27 protein-coding genes and 1 tRNA gene are annotated in these 26706 nt (G+C 61.4%); 13 read left to right on the top strand and 15 right to left on the bottom strand.

Annotated features, from left to right (window positions below; genetic code table 11):
* The first annotated feature begins 14 nt into the window (after nucleotides 1-14).
* Entirely contained in the window at nucleotides 15-1097 is a 1083-nt protein-coding gene (locus M2337_RS13980) for a hypothetical protein (RefSeq protein ID WP_264570739.1), read from the top strand.
* The gene (locus tag M2337_RS13975; protein ID WP_264570738.1) at nucleotides 1094-2518 is read left to right on the top strand and encodes an ATP-binding protein; all 1425 of its coding nucleotides are present in this window, start codon (nucleotides 1094-1096) and stop codon (nucleotides 2516-2518) included. The genes M2337_RS13980 and M2337_RS13975 overlap by 4 nt, the downstream gene beginning before the upstream one ends.
* A 15-nt stretch (nucleotides 2519-2533) precedes the next feature.
* On the opposite strand, the gene M2337_RS13970 is transcribed toward M2337_RS13975, so the two are convergent.
* From M2337_RS13970 to M2337_RS13960, 3 genes are all read right to left on the bottom strand, one after another.
* Nucleotides 2534-3127 carry a glutathione S-transferase family protein gene (locus tag M2337_RS13970; RefSeq protein ID WP_264570737.1) on the bottom strand — a complete coding sequence of 198 codons (594 nt, stop codon included), beginning with the start codon at nucleotides 3125-3127 and terminating at the stop codon, nucleotides 2534-2536.
* A gap of 268 nt (nucleotides 3128-3395) precedes the next feature.
* On the bottom strand, nucleotides 3396-5576 hold the full coding sequence (locus M2337_RS13965) for a 3-hydroxyacyl-CoA dehydrogenase NAD-binding domain-containing protein (RefSeq protein ID WP_264570736.1): 2181 nt from the start codon (nucleotides 5574-5576) through the stop codon (nucleotides 3396-3398).
* Between the two features lie 159 nt (nucleotides 5577-5735).
* Nucleotides 5736-6944 (bottom strand): acetyl-CoA C-acetyltransferase, encoded by a 1209-nt coding sequence (locus M2337_RS13960; protein WP_264570735.1) that lies wholly within the window; start codon nucleotides 6942-6944, stop codon nucleotides 5736-5738.
* A gap of 359 nt (nucleotides 6945-7303) precedes the next feature.
* Here M2337_RS13960 and folE point away from each other — a divergent pair, with 359 nt between their 5' ends.
* Both folE and M2337_RS13950 read left to right on the top strand, forming a co-directional pair.
* Nucleotides 7304-7909, top strand: a complete 606-nt coding sequence (folE, locus tag M2337_RS13955) for a GTP cyclohydrolase I FolE (RefSeq protein WP_264570734.1) — start codon at nucleotides 7304-7306, stop codon at nucleotides 7907-7909.
* On the top strand, nucleotides 7906-8676 hold the full coding sequence (locus M2337_RS13950; RefSeq protein WP_264570733.1) for an SDR family oxidoreductase: 771 nt from the start codon (nucleotides 7906-7908) through the stop codon (nucleotides 8674-8676). Before folE ends, M2337_RS13950 begins: the two co-directional genes overlap by 4 nt.
* Before the next feature lie 104 nt (nucleotides 8677-8780).
* Here M2337_RS13950 and rplI read toward each other — a convergent pair whose 3' ends face one another.
* From rplI to M2337_RS13930, 4 genes are all read right to left on the bottom strand, one after another.
* Entirely contained in the window at nucleotides 8781-9389 is a 609-nt protein-coding gene (gene rplI, locus M2337_RS13945) for a 50S ribosomal protein L9 (RefSeq protein ID WP_181560057.1), read from the bottom strand.
* A 13-nt stretch (nucleotides 9390-9402) separates the two neighbouring features.
* On the bottom strand, nucleotides 9403-9627 hold the full coding sequence (gene rpsR, locus M2337_RS13940; RefSeq protein WP_181560056.1) for a 30S ribosomal protein S18: 225 nt from the start codon (nucleotides 9625-9627) through the stop codon (nucleotides 9403-9405).
* Nucleotides 9628-9640: 13 nt separating this feature from the next.
* On the bottom strand, nucleotides 9641-10069 hold the full coding sequence (gene rpsF, locus M2337_RS13935; protein WP_181560055.1) for a 30S ribosomal protein S6: 429 nt from the start codon (nucleotides 10067-10069) through the stop codon (nucleotides 9641-9643).
* A gap of 183 nt (nucleotides 10070-10252) precedes the next feature.
* On the bottom strand, nucleotides 10253-11527 hold the full coding sequence (locus M2337_RS13930; protein ID WP_264570732.1) for a chloride channel protein: 1275 nt from the start codon (nucleotides 11525-11527) through the stop codon (nucleotides 10253-10255).
* Between the two features lie 150 nt (nucleotides 11528-11677).
* Here M2337_RS13930 and fabD point away from each other — a divergent pair, with 150 nt between their 5' ends.
* Complete coding sequence (gene fabD / locus M2337_RS13925) at nucleotides 11678-12613, top strand: ACP S-malonyltransferase (RefSeq protein WP_264570731.1); 936 nt, start codon at nucleotides 11678-11680, stop codon at nucleotides 12611-12613.
* Between the two features lie 20 nt (nucleotides 12614-12633).
* A complete protein-coding gene (fabG, locus tag M2337_RS13920; RefSeq protein WP_264570730.1) occupies nucleotides 12634-13374 on the top strand; it encodes a 3-oxoacyl-[acyl-carrier-protein] reductase in 741 nt (246 codons plus the stop codon).
* Nucleotides 13375-13698: 324 nt separating this feature from the next.
* On the opposite strand, the gene M2337_RS13915 is transcribed toward fabG, so the two are convergent.
* Both M2337_RS13915 and folK read right to left on the bottom strand, forming a co-directional pair.
* A tRNA-Lys gene (locus M2337_RS13915) sits at nucleotides 13699-13774 on the bottom strand.
* Nucleotides 13775-13848: 74 nt separating this feature from the next.
* Nucleotides 13849-14388: a 2-amino-4-hydroxy-6-hydroxymethyldihydropteridine diphosphokinase gene (gene folK / locus M2337_RS13910; RefSeq protein ID WP_264570729.1), complete on the bottom strand. Its 540-nt coding sequence runs from the start codon at nucleotides 14386-14388 to the stop codon at nucleotides 13849-13851.
* A gap of 23 nt (nucleotides 14389-14411) precedes the next feature.
* Here folK and M2337_RS13905 point away from each other — a divergent pair, with 23 nt between their 5' ends.
* On the top strand, nucleotides 14412-15095 hold the full coding sequence (locus M2337_RS13905) for a uracil-DNA glycosylase (protein ID WP_413716204.1): 684 nt from the start codon (nucleotides 14412-14414) through the stop codon (nucleotides 15093-15095).
* A gap of 47 nt (nucleotides 15096-15142) precedes the next feature.
* A complete protein-coding gene (locus M2337_RS13900; protein WP_264570727.1) occupies nucleotides 15143-16090 on the top strand; it encodes a phytanoyl-CoA dioxygenase family protein in 948 nt (315 codons plus the stop codon).
* A 24-nt stretch (nucleotides 16091-16114) separates the two neighbouring features.
* Here M2337_RS13900 and M2337_RS13895 read toward each other — a convergent pair whose 3' ends face one another.
* The 4 genes from M2337_RS13895 to M2337_RS13880 form a co-directional block, all read right to left on the bottom strand.
* The gene (locus M2337_RS13895) at nucleotides 16115-16405 is read right to left on the bottom strand and encodes a putative quinol monooxygenase (protein WP_264570726.1); all 291 of its coding nucleotides are present in this window, start codon (nucleotides 16403-16405) and stop codon (nucleotides 16115-16117) included.
* A gap of 24 nt (nucleotides 16406-16429) precedes the next feature.
* On the bottom strand, nucleotides 16430-17296 hold the full coding sequence (aguB, locus tag M2337_RS13890; protein ID WP_264570725.1) for an N-carbamoylputrescine amidase: 867 nt from the start codon (nucleotides 17294-17296) through the stop codon (nucleotides 16430-16432).
* A gap of 23 nt (nucleotides 17297-17319) precedes the next feature.
* Nucleotides 17320-18303: an agmatine deiminase family protein gene (locus tag M2337_RS13885; protein ID WP_264570724.1), complete on the bottom strand. Its 984-nt coding sequence runs from the start codon at nucleotides 18301-18303 to the stop codon at nucleotides 17320-17322.
* Nucleotides 18304-18556: 253 nt separating this feature from the next.
* The gene (locus tag M2337_RS13880) at nucleotides 18557-19783 is read right to left on the bottom strand and encodes a polysaccharide biosynthesis/export family protein (protein WP_264570723.1); all 1227 of its coding nucleotides are present in this window, start codon (nucleotides 19781-19783) and stop codon (nucleotides 18557-18559) included.
* A gap of 347 nt (nucleotides 19784-20130) precedes the next feature.
* Here M2337_RS13880 and M2337_RS13875 point away from each other — a divergent pair, with 347 nt between their 5' ends.
* From M2337_RS13875 to M2337_RS13855, 5 genes are all read left to right on the top strand, one after another.
* Complete coding sequence (locus M2337_RS13875; RefSeq protein WP_264570722.1) at nucleotides 20131-21228, top strand: hypothetical protein; 1098 nt, start codon at nucleotides 20131-20133, stop codon at nucleotides 21226-21228.
* Nucleotides 21218-22033 carry an ABC transporter permease gene (locus tag M2337_RS13870; protein ID WP_264570721.1) on the top strand — a complete coding sequence of 272 codons (816 nt, stop codon included), beginning with the start codon at nucleotides 21218-21220 and terminating at the stop codon, nucleotides 22031-22033. The genes M2337_RS13875 and M2337_RS13870 overlap by 11 nt, the downstream gene beginning before the upstream one ends.
* Nucleotides 22030-22698 carry an ABC transporter ATP-binding protein gene (locus M2337_RS13865; RefSeq protein ID WP_264570720.1) on the top strand — a complete coding sequence of 223 codons (669 nt, stop codon included), beginning with the start codon at nucleotides 22030-22032 and terminating at the stop codon, nucleotides 22696-22698. The genes M2337_RS13870 and M2337_RS13865 overlap by 4 nt, the downstream gene beginning before the upstream one ends.
* Before the next feature lie 51 nt (nucleotides 22699-22749).
* A complete protein-coding gene (locus M2337_RS13860) occupies nucleotides 22750-23679 on the top strand; it encodes a hypothetical protein (protein ID WP_264570719.1) in 930 nt (309 codons plus the stop codon).
* 109 nt (nucleotides 23680-23788) lie between these two features.
* Entirely contained in the window at nucleotides 23789-24526 is a 738-nt protein-coding gene (locus M2337_RS13855) for an FkbM family methyltransferase (RefSeq protein ID WP_264570718.1), read from the top strand.
* Between the two features lie 4 nt (nucleotides 24527-24530).
* Here the strand turns inward: M2337_RS13855 and M2337_RS13850 are convergent, their stop codons facing one another.
* Complete coding sequence (locus M2337_RS13850; protein WP_264570717.1) at nucleotides 24531-25571, bottom strand: FkbM family methyltransferase; 1041 nt, start codon at nucleotides 25569-25571, stop codon at nucleotides 24531-24533.
* Nucleotides 25568-26701: an NAD-dependent epimerase/dehydratase family protein gene (locus tag M2337_RS13845; protein ID WP_264570716.1), complete on the bottom strand. Its 1134-nt coding sequence runs from the start codon at nucleotides 26699-26701 to the stop codon at nucleotides 25568-25570. The genes M2337_RS13850 and M2337_RS13845 overlap by 4 nt, the downstream gene beginning before the upstream one ends.
* Nucleotides 26702-26706 lie beyond the last annotated feature (5 nt).

The following is a 26706-nucleotide window of genomic DNA, read 5'->3' as shown; positions in this document are numbered from 1 at the left end:
GCTAGGGATGGGGCATGACGGGCGTGGGTGAACCGGTTCAGCAACGCCATGGCGGCGAGCGGGAAGGCGCGGTGTTTGCCGCGCGCTTTGCTCGCGGGCTGGCGCTGGAGGTTCGCCATGGTGCCGATCTCGCGCGGCTGGCCGACGATGCGCCCGGCCGCTGGACCGATGCCTTGCTGGCCGAAACGCGTATCCATCTTGCCGGGCTGATGAACGCGGTCGAGCAGGCGCTGGTCGCCGGACTGGCCCGCGAGCCCGTGGCTTCGATCTCCGCTATGCCCGATGCCGGTTATGCGCGGCAGGCGATCGAGCGGGACATCGCCGTGCTTTCGCCGGACTTGCTGCGCCATCTGCGTCATCGTGCCTGCGTGTCGCTGCTGATGCGGCAATATCGGCTCGAGGGTCGCCATGGCGATCGTTCGCGGCTGGAGAGCGAGGCCAGCGACAATGGCCGCTATCTCGACGCCCTGGCAGGCCTCGCGCTGGCGGAGCGCAACTGGTGCGGGCCGATGCTGCTCGACGCGACGATGCTGCCGGATCTGCCGGCCGAGCTCTATCACGATCTCGTGTGGACCGTCGCGGCGCTGCTGGTCAACGGGAGCAGCGCACAAGCCGCCGGCACCGATCCCATGCTGACGACGGCCATTGCGCGCGCTGCCGAGGGGCTGATTGCCCGGCATGATGAAGGGCAGGGTGCCATCGCGCAGGCCCGCCGCTGCGCGCGTGCGCTTAATTCGGATCAGCGCTTCGCCGTCGCCCCGCACGCGCTGGCGGAAGCACGGCTGCTGCTCTTCGCCGCCATCGTGGAGTGCGAAGGCGGCATTGCGCTGGACGAGGTGCTGCAGGCCCTGATCGGCCCGCAGGAGCGCGATCGCTTCGCCCTGTTGCGGGTCATGGGCGTGGACGATCCCGGCGCTTTTCAGGTCGCAGAGATGCTCGGCCCGGTCACCGGTCTCGCCGAAGGGGGCGATGCCGCGCTCGTCGCGTTTGTCGAGGGCTACCGCGCCTTTGACGCGGAACAGGCCATGCAATGGCTGCTCGACCGGATGAACCCGCGCGCGCTGGCGGACAAGCTGGCTCTGCTGGACGGCCGATGACAGTCGCGCCCCCCGGCACGGAGCCAATCCTGGCGCGGCTGGACGGCGACGGCCGCATCATCTCGGCCGACGCGCCGCTTGCGCGGTTGCAGGCCGATGCAGGCGGCGATACGCATGGGCCGCTCGCCATTCCTGCGCTGGCCGCGCTCGTCCGCCTCGCCGCGCGGCTGCGCATACCGATTTCCCGCGCGGTGCAGGCTGCACAGGGCGAGGCCGATCTCAGCATGTGGGTGCAGATCCGCCCGGAGGCGGAAGGCTATTCCATGTCCATCGTCGACTGGCAGGTGCGCGCTCCGCGTCAATGGCCCGGTGAACTGGGCGTGCTGATGGCGCGCCGTCTGCCGCCCGCCGAGCCGGGCTGGCCGTGGCAAGTGGATACGCAACTGCGCTTCCGGCAGGTCGCTGCCGAGGCCGCCGCCATCGGGCATGAGCCGCCCCGCGATGGCGAGCCGCTGACGGCCTATTTCCGCCTCGATGCGATCATTGCGGACGATGTGTCGCCGATGCCGCTGGTCGAGGCGTTGGCGCTGCGCATGCCGTTTACGGACCAGCATGCGCGCCTGCGGGCCGACGATGCCGTATCCTATCGCATATCCGGCGAGCCGCTGTTCGATGAGCATGGCGCGCTGATGGGCTATCGCGGCCGCGCCGTGCCGCAGGAGAGCCAGCCCGCACAGGAACCCCGCCTCGAGGCAGAGGCGCCGTCGGCGGAGATCCACGATCTCTTTGGCGATGGCATGTTCGATGCCGGCTTCGCCCCCCGGCTGGACCGCGCCCTGCGCCAGCCGATCGGGCGGATCATCGCCAATGCCGGCAGCATTGCCGCGCAGGCCCATGGTGAACTGCGCGAGGAATATGCAGGCTATGGCGCGGACATCGCCCAGGCCAGCCGCCATCTGCTAGATCTGGTCGATGACCTATCCGATCTTCACGCCATTGAGCGCCCCGATTTCCGGGTGGCGAAGGAGCGCGTCGATCTGGCCGATCTGGCGCGCCGAGCCGCCGGCCTGCTGCATGTTCGTGCCGGCGAGCGCGGCATCCGTATCCAGACACCGCCGCTGGGCGAGAGCGCCATGGCTTGCGGTGAGTATCGCCGCGTGCTGCAGATTCTCGTCAATCTCATCGGCAATGCGGTGCGGCATACCCCGCGCGACAGCACCATCTGGGTCCGCGTCGATAGCGAGGGCGGGCGCGCCCGCGTTGTCGTTGCGGATCAGGGAGGCGGCATCGACCCTGCCGATCACCAGCGCATTTTCGAGCGGTTCGAGCGACTGGGCCTCTCCGGCGGGGATGGCAGCGGACTGGGGCTTTATATCTCGCGCCGCCTTGCCCGCGCGATGAGCGGCGATCTGACCGTCGAGAGCGCGCTGGGGCAGGGCGCCCGCTTCACGCTCGATCTGCCGGTTTGGGCTGACGCCTGAGCGGAGGCTGCCTGCTCAGGGCATCCGCAGACCTCGCAATTCATAGCCGATCGACTGTTCGATCTCGCAGGTCTTGCGAACGGCTGGCAGCGCCATCATCCGGTCATAATGAGCGGTGAGGCCCGGCCAGTTCTCCACTGGCAGGGCGAGCGTGTGCCGCATCCGCCAGAACAGGCGGAAAAGGTGGATGTCGGCCACCGAAAGCCGGCCGCCTACCGCCCACTCCTGACCCGCCAGCCGATGCTCGGCCTGTTCGAGCGCGGCCTCCGCGCGCTCTTGCCCGGCAATGAAGGAGGGATGCAGCGTCGACGCGGCGAACGACATCCAGGAAAGAGCCTGCGCTTCGTCCATGGCATCGTTCGGCAGCAGCCCGGCCTCGGGAAAACGCCGCGCGAGATAGAAGAGGATGGCCGCCACTTCGGTCAACGTGCCCTCCTCGGTGACCAAGGTCGGCACCTTGCCCTCGGGGTTGATCGCGAGATAGGCCGGCTCAGCCTGTTCGCGCTTGGCGAAGGAGAGCGAACGTAGCTCGAACGGCGCCCCGATGTGCACGAGGGCGATGTGCGGGGCCATCGAACTGGCGCCGGGGGCGATGTAGAGCGTGAGCATGGGTGATCCTCCGTGATGCCGGCAAAGGCTGTGACAAGCTTAATCCTTCTCCCCTTGGGGGAGAAGGATACGGAGCCTTGCCGCTATGAGCGGCTAGGCGCAGTTGGATGAGGGTGGCGGATCTTTGATCCGCGCGATCCTTTGGATCGCTTACCCCTCTCCCAGCTTCGACTAAGGCAGCACGCTGCCAAGCCTGCGCCTCCCTCTCCCTTAAGGGGGGAGGGTACAGGGCGACCCGATGCTCCTGAGTGACCGCCCTGCGATCATCTCAGGCGGCCTTCCCCTGCGCGCCGTCATAATAGCCATGGCCGCGCGCTGCCATGTCCCGCAACTGCTTAGGCGGCGCGAAGCGTTCGCCATGTGCGGCCGTCAGCCGATCCAGAACCTCGACCACCTTCGCGGGGCCGATCGTGTCGATCGCGCTGAACGGGCCGCCCGTATAGGGCGCGAAGCCCCAGCCAAAGATTGCGCCGATATCGCCATCTTGCGGCGTCACCAGCACGCCCTCGGCAAAGCAGCGGGCGCATTCGACCAATTGGCGGTAGAGCAGCCGCTCACGCACCTCGGCCGGCGTCGGCTGTTTGAGAGCGCGGGGGAACTCCGCCGCAAGGCCGGGCCAGAGCGCCTTTTTCCCGTCGTCCGCCGGATAATCATAATAGCCCTTGCCGTTCTTGCGGCCGAGGCGGCCGATCTCGACCATATGCGCGACGACATCATCGGCCTTCGCGGGCACATAGGCATCGCCCAGTGCTGCCTTCGCGGCGAGCGTTACCTTATGGGCCAGCTCGATGGAGACCTCGTCCGAGACGGCGAGTGGGCCGACCGGCATGCCGAGTTGGCGCCCGACATTCTCGATCAGCGCGGGGTTGATGCCCTCGGCCAGCATCTGCGCGCCTTCCTGCACATAAGTGCCAAAGCAGCGCGAGGTGTAGAAACCGCGCGAGTCATTGACGACGATGGGTGTCTTGCGGATCTGCGCGACGAAATCGAGCGCCTTGGCGACGGCGGCATCGCCGGTCCCCTTGCCGAGGATGATCTCGACCAGCGGCATCTTTTCCACCGGCGAGAAGAAATGCACGCCAATGAAGTTCTCGGGCTTCGACCACGCCTTGGCGAGGCCGGAGATCGGCAGGGTGGAGGTGTTGGAGCCGAAGATCACGTCCGGCCCCAGCACGGATTCGACCCGCTGGGTGATCTCCGCCTTGATCGCCGGGTCTTCGAACACGGCCTCGATCACGAAATCGCAGCCCTGCAGCGCATCCACGCTGTCCGCCGGGGTAATGCGGGCGAGGGCTTGCTCCATCTTCTCCGGCGTCATGCCCCGGCCGATGCGCTTTTGCATCTGCGCCTGCGCATGGGCCTTGCCCTTGTCCGCTGAGGCCAGATCGCGGTCGAGCAGCACCACGTCGATACCGGCCTGCGCCGCGACATTGGCGATGCCCGCGCCCATCATCCCGGCGCCCAGCACGGCCAGCTTTCTGGTCGGCGCCTTCTCGACGCCAGCGGGACGCCGCGCGCCGCGTTCGGCGGCCTGTTTGGAGACGAACAGCGTGCGGACCATGTTGCCCGCCTGCGGATCGGCCACCACCTTGGCGAAATATTTGCTCTCGACGCGGATCGCCCGATCCATGGGCAACTGGATGCCTTCATAGACCGCGCTGAGCAGGGCGTGCGGCGCATGGATGTTCCGCTGGGTCTGCTTGGTGGTCATCACCGTCGCGGCCATCATTGTCTGGATGAAGCCGGGGTTGAACTGGCCCGATCCGCCAGGGACCTTGAAGCCCTTGAGGTCCCATGGCTGGGTGTGGGCATCGGGATTGGCCTTCACCCAGGCCTTGGCGACTTCGACGGTCTGGCCGGGGTCGGCCAGTTCATCGACGACCTTCATCGCCGCCGCCTCGGCCGGGCGCCAGCTCTTGCCCTGCAGCATATACATCAGCGCGCCCTGGATGCCGATCAGCCGGGGCAGGCGCTGCGAGCCGCCGCCGCCGGGGAACAGGCCGACAAGGATTTCCGGAAGGCCGATCTGCACCTTGGGATTGTTGCTGAGCACGCGGTGATGGCAGGCGAGCGCCAGTTCCAGACCACCACCCATGGCCGTGCCTTCGATGGCGACCGCGACTGGCTTTCCGCAGGTCTCAAGTTTGCGCAGCAAGTCGTTGAGGGTGAAGACATTGTCGAACAGTGCTGTCATGTCCGCGCCGCCGCTCGTTGCCTCGCGCAGCATGGCCGAGAGATATTTGAGGTCCATGCCGGCCATGAAGCCACTGTCCTTGCCGGAGCAGATGACCGCGCCCTTGATAGCCTCTTCGCTGCCGATCCGCGCGATGGCGGCGGCGAAGTCGGTCAGGAAGTCGGGCGTGATGACATTCATCGACTGCCCCGGCACGTCGATGGTGAGGAGGGCGATGCCGTCGCCGTCGATCTCGGTCGTGATGGTCGTAGCCATATGTGCCTCCTGACTCGTTCAATTTTGTTCCCTCCGTTCATCCTGAGTAGCCACTGAGCTTGTCGAAGTGGCGTATCGAAGGATCGAGCCACGGAAAGACCCTTCGATACGGGTCTTCGACAGGCTCAGCCCCTACTCAGGGCGAACGGACTTCTGGATTCAAACCCGCTCGATAATGATGCCCGTGCCCATGCCCGCGCCGACGCACAGATTGATCAGCGCCGTGCCCTTGCCGGAGCGCTCCAGCTCGTCGAGCGCAGTGCCCAGCACCATGGCCCCGGTCGCGCCGAGCGGATGGCCCATGGCGATGGCGCCGCCGTTCACGTTGATCTGGCTGTGATCGAGCCCCATCGCCTGCATGTAGCGCAGCACGACGCTGGCGAAGGCTTCGTTCAGCTCCCACAGGTCGATATCGCTGACCGACATTCCAGACTTTTTCAGGAGCTTGTCGGCAATGTTTTCCGGGCCCGTGAGCATGATCATCGGCTCGGAGCCGACCGAAGCCATGGCCTTCATCCGGGCGCGCGGCTTGAGCCCGTATTTCTCCCCCATCGCCCTACTGCCGACCAGCACAGCCGCCGCGCCATCGACAATGCCGGAGCTGTTGCCGGCATGGTGGACATGGTTGACGCGCTCCAGCTCCGGGTAGCGGAGTAGGGCGATGGTGTCGAAACCCGGCATCTCCTCGCCCATGGCGAGAAAGCTGGGCTTGAGGCTGGCGAGGCTCTGCATCGTCGTTTCCGGGCGCATATGCTCGTCATGGTCGAGCAGCACCTGGCCGATCACATCCTTCACAGGAATGATCGACTTGCCGAAGCGCTTGTCGTCCCAGGCGGCCTTGGCCCGCTTCTGGCTCTCCACCGCATAGGCATCCACATCGTCGCGAGAGAAGCCGAACTTGGTCGCGATCACGTCCGCGCCAATGCCCTGGGGCGCAAAATAGCTGGCATAGGCGACATTGGGATCGGAGGCCCAGGCGCCGCCGTCTGCGCCCATCGGCACGCGGCTCATGCTCTCCACGCCACCGCCAATGGCCAGCTCCGCCTCGCCGCTGATCACCTTGGCCAGGGCCATGTTCACCGCTTCCAGGCCCGAGGCGCAGAAGCGATTGATCTGCACGCCCGGCACGGTCTCGGCATAGCCGGCGGTCAGCACCGCCATGCGGGCGATGTCCGTCCCTTGCTCGCCGACCGGGGCGACGCAGCCGAGGATCACGTCATCCACGTCCGCCGTGTCGATGGCGTTGCGATCGCGCACCGCCTGGAGAACCTGGACCGCTAGCTGTACCGGCGTCGCCTCATGGAGCGACCCGTCCGGCTTGCCGCGTCCCCGCGGTGTGCGCACGGCATCATAGATGAAGGCTTCCATGGTCGCTCTCCTATAGGTCTGGCGGGGCCTTTGGTGCGGCCGATATGGGCCATGCCATCGCCTTCGCGCAAGGGCTCGCTGCCGGCTTCGCCACTTGCGTGGTCCATGCAAGCCCAAGAAATCCGCCAATCCTCGGCCTTACCCTAACGTCAACGGAAGGTGCGCGGGCGGGGCATAATTTCCCTATCTTTAGCGCCAGGGCGAGCCGTGCATGCCGAGTCCGCGCTGCCCTTTTGGGCGCAAGCGGCCCGACTCGGGCGTCTGCGGTTGAATAGAAAGTTCCAACGGCCTATCTGCGCCGCATCAGCATATCGACATGCACACCCGCGTGTCTTCTTGTCCTTTTCCCGGGGGTAGGCATGGCCAGCCAGAACGAACTCAGTCCCAAGCCGGCAAAGCCGGACGTTCCCAAGGAAGTCGAGGAGGCGATCCGCACCCTCATCCGCTGGGCCGGCGACGATCCAGAGCGGGAAGGCCTCATTGAAACGCCCAAGCGCGTCGCGCGCGCCTGGCGGGAATATTGCGAGGGCTATGCCGAAGACCCGGCCTATCACCTCTCGCGCATTTTCCACGAGGTTGGTGGCTACGACGAGATCGTGCTGCTCACCGACATCCCGTTCCAGTCGCATTGCGAGCATCACATGGCGCCGATCGTCGGCAAGGCGCACATCGCCTATCTGCCGCAGGATTATGTCGTCGGCATCTCCAAGCTCGCTCGCGTGCTGGAGGCGTTCGCTCGCCGCCTGCAGGTGCAGGAGCGTCTGACGGCGCAGGTCGCCGACTGCATCTGGGAGAATCTCAAGCCGCTCGGCGTGGCCGTGGTGATCGAGGCGACCCATGGCTGTATGACCGGGCGGGGGGTGCGCACCCATGGCACGATCATGCGCACCAGCCGGATGATGGGCGTGTTCAAGCGCGACGAAAAAAGCCGAGAGGAAGTGCTGCGCCTCATGGGCGTAAAATGACGGCGCAGGCCCCGCTCGCGCTCGTCACCGGGGGGCACCGCCGCCTCGGCGCGCGCATCGCCATGCATCTGGCGCGCGCCGGCTATGCGCTGGCGATCCATGGCCGGCATGATGCGGAGCCGCATCGCTTCCTGTCCGAATGCCTCGCCGAAACAGGCGTGCGCTGGCATGGCTTCGTCGCGGATTTCCTGACGCCGGGGGCCGCCGAGGGGCTGATGCCGGCGGTGATCGATCATTTCGGCCGTGCACCGGATCTGCTGGTGAACAGCGCCTCGCTGTTCGGCGAGAGCGAGCTGGCCAATGTCAGCGCCGGCCAGCTGGCCGATTATCATCAGGTCAACACGGTTGCGCCGGTGTTGCTGACCCAGGCCTTTGCCGCCGCGGCCCGGCCCGATGATGCTGGCGCCTCGATCGTCAATATTCTCGACCAGCGCCTGGCCCAGCCGCATGGCGACCAGCTCGCCTATACGCTGGGCAAGGCGGGGCTGGAGGCTTTCACGCGGATCGCGGCGCGCACGCTGGCGCCTGCCATTCGGGTCAACGCCGTCTCGCCGGGGCTGACGCTCGCGACCTATGATTATACGCCCGAGCAACTGGAGCGGCTCGCCAGCCACGCGCCGCTCGGCGTGTTGCCGACGCCGGAGGCCGTGGGCGAGGCCGTGCTGTACCTGGCGCGGGCGGAGTCGGTGACCGGCCAGACGATCATCGTCGATGGCGGTGCCCATATGCGCAGTTACGCGCGCGATTTTCTGCATCTGGAGACCTGAACCGCCCGGCAGCGCCCGGTGACGGCCGATCCGATCTCCCCAAAGCAAAACCCCGCCGGACGATCTGTCCGGCGGGGTTTCTAAAGCTTGCAGAGGGAAGGGGCTCAGGCCTCTTCCGTATCCTCGTTGGCAGCCGGCTCGGCAGCCTCGGTCGCGATTTCGCCCGGCTCGGCATTGGGATCGTAATCCTCGGTGAAGCCGGCTTCGTCCTTCTCGAACATGGAGGCCATGACGTCCACGCCGTCCTTCTGAAGGTCGGCTTCCTCAGGCGAACGTGCGACGTTGGCCTGAACGGTGACGGAGACTTCCGGGTGCAGCGAGACGCGCACGTCGAACAGGCCGAGCGTCTTGATCGGGCGTTCCAGCACGACCATCGACTTGCTCACATTGGTGTGGCCGGCTTCGTGGAGTGCTTCCACGATGTCACGGACCGAGACCGATCCGTAGAGCTGGCCGCTGTTCGACGACTGACGGATCAGGACGACCTGAACACCATCGACCTTCTCGGCGGCCTTGGCAGCGTCGTCACGACGGGCTGCGTTGTCGGCCTCGATCTTGGCGCGGTTGGCCTCGAACACCTTCTTGTTGGCGTTGTTGGAGCGAAGCGCCTTCTTGTTGGGCAGCAGATAGTTGCGCGCATAGCCGTCCTTGACGGTTACGACGTCGCCGATTGCACCCAGCTTCTCGATACGCTCGAGCAGAATGATTTCCATGGGTCCGCCCTCCTTACTTCACGATGTAGGGCAGCAGGCCCAGATGGCGGGCGCGCTTGATTGCCTGGGAAAGCTCGCGCTGCTTCTTGGCCGAGACGGCCGTGATGCGCGAGGGAACGATCTTGCCGCGCTCAGAGACGAAGCCCTGCAGCAGGCGCACATCTTTGTAATCGATGCGCGGTGCGTCCTTTGCGGAGAACGGGCAGGTCTTGCGACGGCGGAAAAATGGGCGTGCCATGTGTCAGGTCTCCTTATTCGCCGTCCGAGGCTTCTTCGCGGTCCCGGCGGGGCGCGCGATCGCCGCGATCCGGGCGGTCACCACGGTCGCCGCGCTCACCACGACGCTCACGGTCGCGCTCGTTCTTGCGCATCATCACCGAAGGGCCACCCTCCAGCTCTTCAACGCGGACGGTCATGAAGCGGATCACGTCTTCGTTGATCTGCGTCTGACGCTCCAGCTCGGCGACCACGCCAGCCGGCGCGTCGATGTTGAGCATCACGTAGTGAGCCTTGCGGTTCTTGGCGATCTTGTAGGCGAGGTTGCGGAGACCCCAGCTTTCCACCTTCGTCACCTTGCCTTCATTGGCCTCGATGATCTTGGTGGCATTTTCCGCGAGCGCATCGACCTGGGCCTGTGCCAGATCCTGACGCGCAAGGAAGACATGCTCATAATAGGGCATGGTTCATGCGTCCTGTCTTTTGGCCGATTGCTGACATACGCCCCATGCGCATGCCCCTCCGGCTGTCGTCTCAAACAAAGCTTCGCGGCGGGCGCAGCGAGAGCCTGCCCGGCGAAGGGGCGGCCTATGGCTGAAAAGTGCCCGCAAGGCAAGTGCGCAATGCCAGCTCTCGCCGATAAGCGATCAGGGCCGGAACTGCCGGGCCAGCGCGTGATAGAGCTTGGGCTTGCAAATCTGCCCGCTCACCCAGTTGGCTAAGATCGCCGTAGCGAACAGCGGCAGGATCATCGTGCGGTCTGCGGTCATTTCCATCATGATGATGGCGGCGGTGAGCGGCGCCCGCACCACACCCGCGAAATAGCCGATCATGCCGAGCAGCACGATGGCGCCGTGCGGCTGGTCCGGCATCAGCAGCCCCAGCAGCTGACCAAGGCCGGCGCCGACGGAGAGCGATGGCGCAAAGATGCCGCCGGGGGCTCCGCTCAGCGCCGTGGCCAGTGTGGCGACGAGCTTGGCGGGGCCGAAGCTCCAGGACACCTCTTCACCGGCGAGCAGCGCGCGGGTCGTCTCATAGCCGGTGCCCCAGCTGATTCCGGCGGTGAGAATGCCCGTGATGGCGACGACGAGCCCGCAAATGCCCGCGACGAGCAGCGGCTTGGCCCGCATCGCGCGGGTGAGCGGGCTGCGGGACCAGGCAAGAGCGATCAGCGCGCGGGAGAACAGGCCGCCCGCCACGCCGCCGACCAGCCCGGCGACCGGCGTCAGCAGCAGCATGGAGGAGATCGGCATCGATTGATGCATGGCGCCAAAGTAGATGTAATCGCCCGAGAGCCACAGGCTCGTGATGCCCGCCATCATCACGGCGGCCATCACCACTATCGCAATCTTTTGCTCGAAGGCAGCGGCCAGTTCCTCGATGGCGAAGGCGACCCCGGCGAGCGGGGTATTGAACGCAGCGGCAACGCCTGCCGCACCGCCGGCAATGATAACCCCGGCCGAAACCGGCACGCGCAGCCAGCGCTGCATCGCGGCCATGATGGCGGCGCTGATCTGCACGGTCGGTCCTTCGCGACCGACTGAGCCACCCGCGAGCAGCATCCCCAGCGTGCCGAACAGCTTGAACAGCGCGGTCCGCAGCGAGAGCAGGCGGCGGGATTGTGGATGATCCGGCATACGCGCCGCCGCCATTGTCTGCGGAATGCCCGATCCGCGCGCCTCCGGGCACCAATGCCGCGTGACATAGGTCACCGCGACGAACAGGCCGGGCGTGATGGCCAGCGGCGCATAAGGAAAGGCATCGGCCACGCCGGTAAACACGCCTTGTGCGGCCTCGCCCAGCTTGGCGAACAGCACCGCGACGAGGCTGAGCAGCAAGGCGCCACCGATCGCGCCGATGCGGCCCCGCATCACGCGGGCGTCCACGCGACCGATCGCGTTGGAGAACCGTGGCTTTAACATCCTGGCTTCCCCTATGCCCCGTGAGCAGGGCGCACAATGGCGAATGTCCATCCAGGCGCGCCGTCGTGCCGGTCAAGCCAACAGGACTTGCCCGGGGCGCCCCCCCGGACTAGGGCGCAGGCCTTCACAGACCAAGCAGGGATCAGGGCCGTGCGTGCATTCATCTTTCCGGGGCAGGGCAGTCAGGCCGTGGGCATGGGGTCGGCGCTGGCCGCTGCATCGCCCGTGGCGCGCGAGATTTTCCAGGAAGTCGACGAGGCGCTGGGCCAGCATCTCTTTCGCATCATGACCGAAGGGCCGGAAGCGGACCTGACCCTGACTGAAAATGCCCAGCCGGCGATCATGGCCAACGCGCTTGCCACTTTGCGCGTGCTGGAGAAGGAGGGCGGCATCGTGCTCCGCGACAAGGCGGATGCGCTGGCCGGCCACAGCCTCGGCGAATATAGCGCCCTGTGCGCGGCGGGCGCCTTCGATCTCGCGACCACCGCCCGTCTGCTCAAGACGCGCGGCCGGGCGATGCAGGCCGCCGTGCCGGTGGGCGAGGGCGCCATGGCTGCCCTGCTCGGCGCCGACATCGAAAAGGCCGAGGCGCTCGCGGCTGCTGCGGCCGAGGGCGAAGTCTGCGCCGTCGCCAACGACAATGATCCGAGCCAGGTCGTCATTTCCGGCCATGTCGGCGCCATCGAGCGCGCGATCGGGCTGGTGAAGGATTATGGCATCAAGCGTGGCGTGCTGCTGCCGGTCTCCGCGCCCTTCCACTGCCCGCTGATGCAGCCGGCTGCCGATGCGATGGCGGCTGCGCTAGCGGACACGCAGTCGCCCGGCGCCTTCATTCCCGTCTATGCCAATGTCACGGCCGCGCCGGTGAGTGACGCGGCAACGATCCGCGATCTGCTGGTCCAGCAGGTCACTGGCCGGGTGCGCTGGCGCGAGAGCATCGCGGCCATGTGGGCGGCGGGCATTACCGATTTCGTCGAGCTGGGCGGCAAGGTGCTCGGCCCGATGGTCAAGCGCATCGCGCCGGATGCGACCGTGACCAGCGTGATCTCGATGGACGACATCGAGGCGCTGCTCGGCCGCGTGTGAGAGACAGGAGGGACTGCATCATGTTCGATCTCAATGGAATGACCGCGCTGGTCACTGGCGCGAGCGGTGGCATCGGCTCTGCCGTGGCCCGGGCGCTGGCCGCGCAGGGTGCGCGACTGGCGCTCTCCGGCAGCAATGTCGCCAAGCTGGAGGCTTTTGCCGCCGAGTCGGGCGGCGACCACGTCTGCGTGCCGTGTGACCTGAGCGATGCGGCTTCGGTGGACGCGCTGGTGCCGGCGGCGGTTGAGGCGCTGGGCGGCAAGCTGGATATCCTCATCAACAATGCCGGCGTCACGCGCGACAACCTCATCCTGCGCATGAAGGATGAGGAGTGGGACACCGTCCAGAAGATCAATCTGGAGGCGGCCTTCCGCCTGATCCGCGCGGCCGCCAAGCCGATGATGAAGGCGCGCACGGGGCGGATCATCTCGATCACCAGCGTCGTCGGCGTGACCGGTAATCCGGGCCAGGCCAACTACGCCGCCTCCAAGGCCGGGCTGATCGGCATGAGCAAGAGCCTGGCGCAGGAACTGGCCAGCCGGGGCATCACCGTGAACTGCGTCGCGCCCGGCTTCATCCGCTCGGCCATGACCGACGCGCTCAACGACGCCCAGAAGGACGCCATCCTCTCGCGCATTCCAGCCGGCGCGCTCGGCACAGGCGAGGATATCGGCGCGGCGGTGGTCTATCTCGCCAGCCGCGAGGCGGGCTATGTCACCGGCCAGACCCTGCATGTGAATGGCGGCATGGCGATGATCTGAGTTTTGGCCGGTCTCTGGCGAGATCGGCTCATCTGGAGCTCGTCATCACGGCAGAGCGAGATTTTTTATCGGCAGGCGGAACCCGATGCCGCGCCGATCATTCCTTCACTGACTGGCTCCCGCCGGTCAGCGGACCCCCTTAACGGCGACCTTCCAGAGGTCGCCGTTTTTTTGTGGCGAGGGCTGGTGGGGGCGGCTGTGTGAGTGCTCTCCGTTGGCACTGACGCGCTGTTCAGTTCTGAACCCACGAACCGTGGTGGCCGATCTCGCGAGGGGATCGCCCAAGCCTAGGGTTGTGACAAAAAACGGAATACCGGTGGAATATGGTGAGCCCTGCTGGGTTCGAACCAGCGACCTACTGATTAAAAGTCAGTTGCTCTACCGACTGAGCTAAGGGCCCCCAAGCGGGTGTCGCGATCCCCTAAAGGTGCGGGCTCTGGCGGTCAACCGGCTTGGCGGCTTTTACAGCCGCGATCATCTGGCTGGGGTGGGTTTGCGCAGGCGGGAGGTCAGATGGCGGATGGTGAGGCCGGACACAGGATCTTGTGCATCCGGAGCGATCGCGCGCAGCGGCTCGAGGACGAAGGCACGGTCTGCGATGGCCGGATGCGGTACGGTCAGACGTTTGCTGCGCACGGCGCCGCCAGACCAGAGCAGCAGGTCGAGATCCAGCGTGCGCGCGCCCCAGCGGCGGTGGCGGCGGCGATGGAAGGTCCGCTCAATGGCCTGAAGCTGGTCGAGCATCGCCAGCGGTAGCAGCCTCGTGCTCACAATGGCTGCCGCATTGGCATAAGTGCGCGCGGACGGGCCCAGGGGGCGCGAGTCGATGATGGGGGAGGCTCGAACAAGGCTGAGGGGCGCGAAGTCGAGGGCATCGAAGGCGGCGCGCACGATGTCGCGCGGGCGCATCCCCACCATCGGACGATTGGCGCCGATACCAACAGCGTAGATCTGCTCGCCGGTTTCCGGCGACCGATGGTCGCGCGCGAGAGGGTGGATGCTTGCCTTGTTCATCCGCCAGGGCCTATCCGCAGGGCATGTCCATGACCAGTCCTGTTATAAGCCCCGTGCCCGGCGCCGAACCGGCGCGCGATTGTCCCCTATGTCCGCGTCTGGTCGCCTTTCGCCAGGCCTGTCGGATCGAGTATCCGGACTGGTGGAACAGTCCAATCCCCGCCTTTGGCGATCCGGATGCACGCATTGTTCTGGTGGGACTGGCGCCCGGCAAACATGGCTCTAACCGCACCGGGAGGCCGTTCACCGGCGATTATGCGGGCGACCTCCTGTTCGCCACGCTCGACAAATTCGGTCTTTCGCGTGGCACATATGACGCGCGTGTGGATGATAGTCTTGAGCTGGTGGATTGCGCGATCCTCGCGAGCGTGAAATGCCTGCCGCCACAGAACAAGCCGACCCCCGAGGAAATCCGCACGTGCCGTCCGTTTCTGGATGCGGAGGTCACGTTGCTGCCCAAGGCGCGCATCTTCATCGCGCTCGGGCAGATCGCGCATCAATCCGCGGTGAAAGTGCTGGGTGGACGGCTGCCCAAGGCCCGCTTCGCGCATCTCGCCGAGCACCGGATGCCCGATGGGCGCATGCTGATCGATAGCTACCACTGCTCGCGCTACAATACGAACACCGGGCGGCTGACGGCGGAGATGTTCGAGGCGGTTTTCGAGCGGGCGCTGGCGTTGCGGGATGGCATGTCTGCCCAGCAATAGGCGTATGGTCCATTGTGATGCGTGAAAATTGACGATAGGCGGGCGCCATGTTCACCGATCCTTTGTTGCCGGGCATTCCCCTCGTCGAATCCCCGGTGTTCCCTGACATTATCGATAAGATGGGTCTGGATGACCACGAGCGCGAAATCGCCATTGCGTTGAATCAAAACGGTTTTGCTGTCATCGATTTTCCCGATGAGGGGATCAACGATCGGATCGAGCGTATCAAGGCTGCACTGGCCCCGCGTCTGGATGGTAGCGTCCAGGCCGCCGGCGGCTCTCCTGCCTCCGGTCGTCCCCGCGTTCAGGATGCCTGGCGTTTCGATGAAGATGTGAAAGCCATCGCCGCCAACGAATACATATTGGACTTGCTGAGCAGGCTCTATGGTCGTCGGGCCTTTCCTTTTCAGACATTGAACTTTCGGGTCGGGACGCAGCAGGCGCCGCATACGGACGCTGTGCATTTCTCGAGCATTCCCCAACGGTTCATGTGCGGCGTTTGGCTCGCGATGGAAGATGTCGGCGCAGATGCCGGGCCGCTCGTCTATGTGCAGGGATCGCACCGTTGGCCACTGCTCGACAATGTGCTCATCGACCGGAAGGGGTGGGGAAGTGAACTCCGGTCGGCGCAGGCGCCTTATCAGAAGGTATGGGACGCGATGATCGCGGCCAGCGGTGTGCAGCCGCAAGTGTTCGAGGCCCGCAAGGGGCAGGCGCTCATCTGGTGCGCCAACCTGCTGCATGGCGGCAGTCGGCAGACCGATCGGCAGCGGACCCGGTGGTCACAGGTGACCCATTATTACTTCGACGAATGCGTGTACTACACGCCGGCTTATTCGGACGAACCCCTTGGGCGGCTGGCACTGCGCAATGTCACGAATGTCGTTGATGGAGAGCGCAAGCCAAGCAGGTTTCAAGGTGCAGACATTGCTGACCGGCCTTATCTCGCCAAGCTGAAGGCCCGGCTCAAGAGGCTGGTGAACGCGAGGGACTGAAAGCCACCGCCGCGCTCGCCGGGTTTATCGCATCAGATAATCGTAATAAGCGCCATCCGGCGGGCCGCCGGCGGCAGCCTGCACGCCATCCAGGGCGCCTTCTGGTAGCGAGGCGAGCGACTTGGCATGATGCTCTTCGCTGGCCCATTTCTCGATGAAGATGAAGCGGTGCTCGTTGCCCAGGTCCCGCATCAGCTCGACGCCTTCACAGCCATCGGCAGCCTTCACCGTGCCTGACAGCGCCGTGAGGGCCGCTTCCATCTCGGCGCTTTTGCCGTCTGCGGCGGGAATGATGTAGAGGCGAGCCACGGTCATACACATCTCCTTATGCAGCGATGGTTACACATCCTGTGCCAGCCGTCCATAAAGCTCGGGCCTGCGATCGCGAAAAAAGCCCATGCCGGCGCGGTGCTTGCGGGCGCGGTCAAGATCGAGCGTGGCGATGAGCGCGCCGGTCTGCCAGTCTTCCGCCTCGGCCACCAGATCGCCCCATTCGTCCGCGATGAAGCTGTGGCCGTAGAAGCTCTGTTCGCCGGTGGCGCCGGCGATCTGCTCGTTGCCGATGCGATTGGCGGCGACGACCGGCATGCAGTTGGAGACGGCATGGCCCTGCATCGCCCGCCGCCACATGCGGCTTGTATTCAGATCGCCATCATAAGGCTCCGAGCCGATGGCCGTGGGGTATAGCAGCACTTCTGCGCCCATCAGCGCCATGGCGCGGGCCGTTTCCGGATACCATTGGTCCCAGCAGATGCCGACGCCGATCGTGCCATATTTCGTCTCCCACACCTTGAAGCCGGAGTTGCCGGGGCGAAAATAATATTTCTCCTCATAGCCCGGCCCGTCCGGGATATGGCTCTTGCGGTAGACGCCCATGATCTCGCCCTGATCGTCGATCATCGCGAGGCTGTTATAATGGTGCTGGCCATCCCGCTCGAAGAAGCTGGTGGGGATGTAGACGCCCTGCGTCTTGGCCAGCTTCTGCATCGCCAGCACGGCAGGATGGTCGGTGAGCGGGCGGGCGCGGGAGAATAGGGCCTCATCCTCGACCGTGCAGAAATACAGGCCCTCGAACAGTTCGGGCGGCAGGATGATCTTGGCGCCACGCGCCGCGGCCTTGGCGACATGTTCTTCCACCAGCGCGATATTGGCGGCCTCATCCTCCGAAAAGGCGAGCTGAAGCGCGGCGACGGTGAGATGAGACATGATAGATCCTGCGGCGGAAGGGGTCAGACGGCGGCCGGCAGATGCATGCTCATGCAATGGAAGCTGCCGCCGCCGCGCAATATGGCATCGGACGGCAGGCCGACAATAGCCCGGCCCGGAAAGAATGGCGCGAGCGCATCCAGCGCGGCCTGATCATTGGCCGCGCCATATTGCGGCACGATGACGGCGCCGTTGGTGATGCAGAAGTTCATGTAGCTCGCTGGCACGATGTGCCCGTCAATCTCGTATCGGCCGACCGACGGCATTGCGGCGACCTCCAGCCCATAGGCGCGGGCGCGCGCTGTGGCATCGGCATAGATGGCGGTGTTGGGGTCATCCCCTTTGCTGGCCTGCGGCACGGCAAGAATGCCGGGCGCCACGAAGCGGGCGAGATTGTCGACATGTCCATCGGTGTGATCGTTCAGCAAGCCATCACCCAGCCAGAGCATGGACGACAGGCCAAGGGTGCCGGCCAGGATCGTCTCGATCTGCTTGCGATCCAGCGTGGGGTTGCGATTGGGGTTGAGCAGACATTGCTCGGTCGTCACGAAGAGCCCGGTGCCATCCGTATCAAGCGCGCCGCCTTCCAGGAAGATGGGGACGTGACGGCAGGGCAGGCCGGTCGTGGCGGCAAGGCGCGCGCCGATGTCCTCATCGCCCGGCATCTGAAACTTGCCGCCCCAGCCGTTGAAATCGAAATCGACGAGGGCGCGGGAGCCATTCGGGCCGAGGAGCCCGATTGGACCGGTGTCGCGCAGCCAGATGTCGCCGAAGGGCTGATGCACGACATCAACATTGCTCGTTGCAAGAGAGATGGCACTATCGGCGGTATTCGCAGTTGGCGCGAGCAATATGACGGCCTCGGTGTGATCTGCAACAGCATTGGCGAACTCCGTAGCCTGCACCTGTGCCTGATGCAGGGCAGTTGGCCATTCGGTCGGATCGCCTGGAAAACCGATCCAGAGGCGCTCTTGCGGCGCCCATTCGGCAGGAGTGCGCAACGTCATGGTTTCTTGCTCATCTGATCATATTGAGTGCGTCTTAGATTTGGTTTGCAACCAATGGCGAAATATTTGGCTGGAGTATTGTCAGTCTAGCAACGGATCGTGACATTTTTCTCATAAGCCTCTGTCATTGCATGGCAATAATCATGCATATCGGGCGCGTGGTGACGGATAGCCATAGAATTTTTGCGCCAAGTCAACCTCGATCAGTCTCGCCGGCGAGACGCATCTGAACGGGCTGCTAACAGTTGTGCCGTCAGTTGGTTCCGGTAACGGCATTGGTTATGCCGATGACGGAGAACGTGGTCTGCGTGATGACGCCCACAAACTTCTGAAGATCGACACCAGGCGCGTTGGAAATGTACAGAATGTCTCGATTGTGGATTGGGAAGCTCTGGGCAATGAAGAACGTGGCGGGATCGGTCATGTTAATTCGATAAATGACTGGCACTTTGCCGTTGGGCGCTGCCCGAGCGCCGTTCAGAAGAGTTGGATCCAACGCAGCCGGATCTTCCCAGCGGAAAAGAAATACGCCCTTGGCATCCGCTCTGTTGTCCTGCAAGCCACTGATCCGTCCGAGTGCCTGAGCAAGGGAAATGCCGGTTGCTTCGAAGTCGATCTCGGCGTTCGCTCCGCTCGCACCGAGAGCAGTAAAGCTATAAGGTTGATAGACCGCCGTTACGACATCGGATGCCTGAAGGCGGATGTTTTGACGAGAATCCCGGATTACCGTGTCCATTGGCAATGCTACAACGGTCGATCCACGAGTGATCTGGATCATCGTCTTGTTAACCGGCTGGCGAACCCCTCCAGCGCTAGCGATTATGTCCAGCAGGCGTTCGCCACGCGGTGTGAGGGGCACGTGCGCGCTCAGATTGACTTCTCCGACCACAGTGACATTGGTATTAGCATTCCGCGACATGCCGACCATGACCTGCGGCCTGTTCGCTATTCCTGCAAGGCGAGTTCTGATTTCTTCCTCGAGCTGCCTCGGGGTTTTGTTGGCTGCTCGAAGGGTGCCGATGAAAGGTAAGGTTATCAGCCCTCGGTCATCGACCATCTGCGGCGGCATATCGGTACTAAGCCCGGTAGTGATGCCTGTCGAGGATGCCGAGGCAACGGAACCGGCTCCCAGCATTCCGAAGAGAACGGCTGGCGGCGTTTCCCATATCGTCACAGAGAGTACGTCGCCCTGCCCGATGACGGTTCGTGAGGGCGCACCATCGCCAAGAACATCGGAGAACAGCGTTGGTTGCGCCGTGGCGAGCAGGCGCCGGGCAATATCATCATTCACTTCGATAACGCGAATATCGGCGTCACTGACGGTGGACGCGCTGCTGCGAACAACCTTCCCCGTGCTCGGACCGCTGCTGCCCAGCGAACTGCAACCGCCAAGGGCAATCATAACCATGGTTAAAGCGGCAATCGAAGGACCTATTTTGTGACACGGGATGCTACTGACGTTTGAACTGATAACGGTCATTTCTGTGGTCGTCCGTTTATGAAGGCGTGACGTGCATCTAGAGCGCTGATGCAGCCGGATCAATCCACATGGGGCAGTGGATGGGTCATGTCCTGTCCCGATCCTTGGGAGGAGTCGATCAGCCGTTGCGAAGCGGAAGAGGGCCGGGCAAACGTTCGTAGTCCCGGGCCCACGGACTGGGTCAAGGAAGCGGCGATTGGGAGGGGGGGCTGGCGGTCATCAGAAAGTGCGCCGCAGACGCCGTCGAGCTGAGAGCTTTTGCGATTGCAAATTCGGCCTGTTGCGCGCAACTAGGCCGCCCGGTTTGATGGTGGGCCGACACCGTAACCAAGGTAAAAGATTCTCTTATGGCGATTAGACTGTCCAGTTACTTTAAGAAGGTTGATAGACTTTTTGCAATCTTCGTAATATTGCCGGTTTTAGTTTCCACTATTTACTTCGGGGTTATTGCTTCTGACGTCTATATTTCCGAATCGCGCTACGTGGTCCGCAGTCCTGACAAAGCGGCGACGTCTGGGCTCGGTTTGGTTTTAGCCTCCGCAGGTTTCGCCAGCGCCGGGGAGGAAGCCCATGCCGCCAAGTCCTTCGTCGAATCTCGCGGCGCACTCGCTGCGATCAACAAGAATGGCGCATTTGAGAAGGCCTTCGTGCGAGGTGATATATCGATCATTGATCGGTTCAACGGTGGGTCGTTTGAAGATCTGTTCAAATATTATATGAATCGCGTTCGGGTCGACAGCGATGTGGTTACATCAATCTCTACTCTGACCGTTCGCGCCTATACAGCCGAAGACGCTTACCGCATCAATACCCAACTGCTCGATATGGCTGAGCAGACCATCAATCAAATGAACTTGCGAGGCCGGGAAGACATGATCCGTTTTGCGCAGGTTGAGGTGAATGAAGCACAGGATCGCGCGCGTCAGGCCGGGCTAGCGCTCGCCGCCTACCGGAATCGGGAAGGTGTGATAGATCCCGAATTGCAGGCGACCACACAGATGGCGATGATCTCCAAGCTTCAGGACGAGATCATCGTGACCCGGACCCAACTCAGCCAATTACGCACGCTCACCCCACTCAATCCGCAAATCAAGAGCCTCGAAGATAGGAACGCGAGTCTCGAGCAGGAAATTCAGAAAATGATGGGGACACTGACCGGCGGCAATCGCTCGCTTGCGGCGAGTGCCGTTCAGTATCAAAAATACTTCCTAGAGCAGGAGCTTTCGGAAAAGCAGGTAGCCGCGGCGCTGGCGTCATTGCAGGACGCTCAAAATGAAGCGCGGCGGCAGCAGGTGTATGTTGAACGGATTTCACTACCTAACAAGCCTGATGCGCCGCTTGAGCCGCGGCGTCTGCGCGGTATTCTCGCTACGCTTGCTTTAGGTCTGGTCGCATGGGGTATCGCATCGATGCTCGTAGCAGGTATCAAAGAACATGCACAGTAACAATACGATCAGTAATCTCGATCCGACAAGTTTCAGAGCCGGACTGTTTGTTCAGGGACGCGTACTTCATGCCCTTCTGATCAGGGAGATGTTAACGCGCTACGGGCGCAACAACATCGGATTTCTCTGGCTTTTTGTGGAACCCATGCTTTTCACGATCGTAATCACGATCGTTTGGACGGCGACACGTTCCGTCCACGGTTCGGATTTACCCATCGTTGCGTTCGCACTGACTGGCTATTCCTCCTTGCTGATGTGGCGGAACATGCCAAATCGATGTATCCGAGCGATCCACAGCAATACATCCCTATTATTTCATCGGGTTGTCAGGACAACGGATGTCTACGCCGCTCGTCTTTTACTGGAGTTCGGCGGCACTTCCGCCAGCTTTGTGATTCTCGGCATCGGTTTCTGGACATTCGAATGGTTGTTGCCACCGGAGGATGCCCTCCAAGTTCTCGGCGGCTGGCTAATGCTTGGTTGGTTTGGCGTTGGACTCGCTCTAGTGCTTGGCTCGCTTTCGGAGCGATCTGACCTGGTTGAGAGGATTTGGCCGCCTTTCTCGTATTTTTTGTTCCCATTTTCCGGCGCAGCCTTTCTCGCTGACAGTATTCCCGAACGGATGCGTGAGATTTTGCTCTACCTGCCTATGTTGAACTGCATAGAGTTTCTTCGAGAGGGCTATTTCGGCTCGAAAATTACAGCCCATTACGACATGGAATATGTAGCTGTTTTTAACCTTCTACTGACCTTTTTTGGCCTCGGTCTGGTAAGATCGAGTCGCTTGGTAACGGCCGACGAATGATAAGGCTGACAAATGTAACGAAACAGTATCCGTCCAACGCAGGAACGAGAACGATCCTCAAGGGGATCAACCTGACGATCCTGCCGGGCGAGCGTGTTGGTATTCTTGGACGCAACGGCGCGGGAAAGTCGACTCTGGTCCGCATCATCAGCGGTGCCGAACCGCCAACATCGGGCACGGTCGAGCGCAGCATGAGCGTATCTTGGCCACTCGCCTTCACCGGTGGCTTTCATGGCAAACTGACTGGGATTGATAATCTCCGCTTCATTTGCCGGATTTACGGTGTCGACTTTCAGGACCGTTTGGCGTTCGTCAAAGATTTTTCCGAACTGGGTTCCTATCTGTATGAGCCAGTGGCCGTATATTCCTCGGGAATGAGGGCCCGGCTCGCGTTTGCTATCTCCATGACGATCGATTTTGACTGCTATCTTATGGATGAGGTGATGGCGGTCGGCGATGAGACTTTTCGGGAGCGGTGCAAGGTTGAATTAATGGAGAGACGCAAAGACAAAGCCATGCTGATCGTCTCCCACAGCCACCGATATCTTAAGGGAACATGCGATAGATTTCTGCTGTTTCGAGACGGTGTGATCGAAGAGTTTGATGACTTTGATGAAGTGTATGCTCAGTATAAGCAGGTATTGAGCGAGCCGCAGACATTCTGACTGTGCACAGATGTCGATCCTAGTGGCCATCAAGGAAAGAGGAAATGCTTCATGGCGCGGGTTGATCGTCACCCCGAAGTAAAAGACTATATCGTCGAAATGACTTTGGGGGAGATTCAGGCGCGGGGAGGGGTCGCTGACCTGTCTGAAGACGGCCAGTTGATTGTTCTTGCGGACTATCGACTTCCGATAGATCACGCAGCCTTTGACGCGCTCGATAAGCGAGCAGAAGTTATTTCCGATCTTGGCATCCGAAGGAAAGTCAAGAAATTGACCGACGATGCTTTCCTCGCTGGCAAGCCGCCGCGCAGACGCTCAATCTTTGATCGCACCGGGCCTGCACGAGTGTTTAATGATCGGCTAAGGCAAACAGTCTTTGATGTTCTGTGCAGGGGCGATCCGGACATTTTTGACCGAACACGGACTGCCCTAAAAGTCGCACACGATGAAATGTTGCGTATCTTCGGGATATGTTTTCCAAGCTACAATCCTTTCCGGTTCATTCCAAGCATTCGCCTGACGCAGACCTTGTTTGAGAACCTTCACTGGGACAACCACTCGATTGATGATGATTTCCATCAGGCGCGGCTGTTCGGTAATCTCGACGCCCGTCCGCGGATATGGCACGTCAGCCATCACTCCGATGATTATCTGCGGTTGATCTATGATGAATTCGACTTGGGTCGGTTTGCAGGCAAAGACCCAAATCTACTCCTTGAGTATATCCATGCAGATCTGCTGGGCGGACTGACTGATACCTGGATGGAGCACCTTCCCAAGCACAAGATCGCTTTTGAATCGGGCGAAGTGTGGAGCGGTGAATCGCGTTTGATTTCCCACCAGATTTTCTATGGTGAAGCAGCCGCGGTCTTCATGTGGTTCATGAAGGCAACAGACATGGTCAATCCCAAAAACCGCTTTAATGAGAGGGTTGCCGCGGTTCATCGAGACATGGCAGGGCGTCGATCCTACCACACATAAGTCCTACACAAGGGCATCGGTGATTACCTTTAAATTTATCCTTTCATTTAATGTATTTATCCAAACGAATAGGCCTTCTCAATGCTGCAACACCGTACTGGAACATGCCATGAGCTTGATTGATGGAATTAGGCATTTCTTCCGAGCGAAGGGAGCGCACAACGATATTGTCGAGATTGACGGCTTCTGGGTTCCGCGAATGGAAATGCAGCGTTATGCCGCGATGCCGCGCTATAAAGGCATACCCGATCAAGACGTTAAAAAACTCGAAAAAGTTATTCAGCTCGTAGCCCCTCATACCTGCGCGCTCGATATAGGTGCGAATATCGGGACCACTGCCTCATTGCTCTCTAAGCATTTTCAGACAGTTCACGCCTTCGAACCTGCTTATGATCTTTGTGCTGCCCTTAGGAAAAACCTCGCCGGAGACGAGCATGCAACAGCACATCAATGCGCGATCGGCGAGGAGGCGGGTAAGGTATTTCTGACTCAATATTCAACGCATGGGCAGGTTTCTCATCTCTCCACCGGGGCGCCGATTGAGAATACGCAGTGGCGCAAAGTGGGGCCAATTCCTTTGCGCACAATAGACAGCTTCAAATTTCAGGATGTTTCACTCATGAAAATCGATGTGGAGGGATTTGAAGGACCTGTCGTCCGCGGCGCTGCAGAGACTATAAAGCGTTGCCGGCCCGCGGTATTGGTCGAACAAGCGGGTAATGAACAGAAATGCTTTGGGCTACCATTGAATGAGGCGTCCGCATTTCTTGAGAGCCTCGGAATGATCCAGCATCCCAATGCTCCAGAGAAAATGAAGAAAGACAGACTTTATATATTTGAAAATTAAATTTTTAGCGAGATTGTGTGTAAGGAGATCTAAAATCCAGTTTTTGTAGTATATCTTTAGTATTTATCGGAGTACCAGGTATGTATTGTTCGCTCAATATTTTAAAATATTCATCGTATGAATTGTCTTTGTAGAATATATAGTTCATGCCTCCTACTGCTTTTCGATGAGCTTTTTTAATTTGTTCTTCGGTGAACCGAACGTGCCGATTAATTTTTAGTTGGTCCCACGAGAATTTCCATCCCAGCGAGGTCATTTTTTCGATGGCGTCGAGGTTCTTGCTGTTGTCAAAATTAACCTCCATCAAGACGGTCTTGACGCCCGGTTGTTTGAGCGTCTCCAGCATGCCCTCAATAACTCTGTGTTCCAAGCCATCGACATCAATCTTGATGTGTGCCGGGACTGGAAGACCATCGGCCAACAAGCTGTCAACGCGCCGGCCCATGCAGCCTTGGGGCTTGCGATTGTGACGGCTCACTTTCCAGTCTGGCGCGAATTGCTTATCTTCCGACCAACTGTTCTCCTCAAAATCATGGTATGAAATGCCTAGGCCGAAGTCGCTGAGCAGGAGGCGATCGGTCTTGTCGACATCGCTCAGCGCTAAGCAATAAGCGAGAACTTGGCCATGAAGGTCGTTCAGAAAGATATTTTTGTTAAGCTCGGCATAGTTTAGCGCTTCGGGCTCGAACGCAAAAACCTGAGCCTTGCGCATAACCGCAGCATATATTGTGTACATTCCGACGTTGGCGCCAATATCGAACATCACCTCATTCGGATCGAAACTGTCGATCCAGGCCAATGTTATCGGCTCCTTATCGAACAGGCTTCGGATTCGCTTTACGCTGGAACTTCCCGTGGTAGCGAATCTCATCTGCTCGTCGTCGTGCGGCACCTCAGCGAAGGTTTGATCGAACCATTTATTCTTGATCCGATGGGTGTCCGGTACCGAGTGTTCGGCTTTTGATCGTTCGGCGCCAGGCTGGACGACAAGGCGCCGACGCGCCGCTCGTATTAGTCGACTGAGCGCACGTAGCCGCTGTGTCATCCTGCAAGATTCCGCTGACTGAGTTCGGCGTTGGCCTTTTCCAGCAAATCGGGCGGAACAGGCTGACCCGAAACCCACCGGCAAAACCGCTCAAGACCATCTTCTAAGCTAATCGTCGGATAATTTCCAAAGGCTGATTTGAGAGCGGAAAGGTCAGCGAAATTGTGCCGGATGTCGCCTACCCGATAGGCTCCCGTAACATGAGGCTGCTGTTCAGCACCCATGAAATCCGCTAGCAACTGGGCCATCTTCAGAATGGAAGTTGGGTAGCCCGAACCCACATTTAGTGTCGCTCCCGCTTGGGCAGGCTGTTGAATGCATGACAGTACTGCACGGGTGACGTCCTCGACATGCACGAAATCGCGGCTTTCTTGTCCATCTTCATAGATCGGAAGAGACAGACCAAGGCGAATGCGGGTCGAAAAGATCGAGAGTATTCCGGTGTACGGGTTCGACAACGACTGCCCTTCGCCAAATACGTTCTGAAAGCGAAGAATGGAGTGAGCAAGACCAAGAGATGTTGCGCCGACGCGCACTAGCTCTTCCTGTGCCAGCTTGGTTGCCGCGTAGATGGATGCGGGCCGCAGCGCATCGCTTTCGCAGGTGGCGGTGCACTCGGCGGGTTCACCGCAATCTGGACAGCGCGGTGCCCAGTCCCGCCTCGCCAACTGCGAGGGCGTACGCGGCAACGGGAAACAGCGTTTCCCCAGCGGGTCGCATGACCGGCAAAGATATGCTCCTTCGCCGTAAACCGAGCGGCTGGAAGCCAGGACTACGTTGCGCACGTTATTCTCGTCGTTAGCGAGAATATCGAACAATAATGCCGTCCCCAGAACATTGACCCTATAGTAGCGCTCTATCTCGTACATGGACTGGCCTGTGCCGGTTTCTGCGGCCAGATGAACGACCGTTGCGACATCGGCGATGGCGGCCTCAAGATCGCTGCGGTTCGTAACGTCACCCTTGATGAACTCAACGCCTGGGGGGGGGGCGAGGTCGGCGCTTCCCGCGTGAACCTGTGGCGAGAGGTTATCGAGAACGCGAACGCTATAGCCCGCATCACTAGCCAGCCGAGTGAGATGACTACCAATAAATCCGGCGCCACCAGTAATAAGGACGAGTCCAGTCATATAAA

The sequence above is a fragment of the Sphingobium sp. B2D3A genome, assembly GCF_025961795.1.
Classification (GTDB): Bacteria; Pseudomonadota; Alphaproteobacteria; order Sphingomonadales; family Sphingomonadaceae; genus Sphingobium.
The sequence above is the reverse complement of the archived record's forward strand: the minus strand, read 5'-3'. Positions and strand labels throughout refer to the sequence as shown.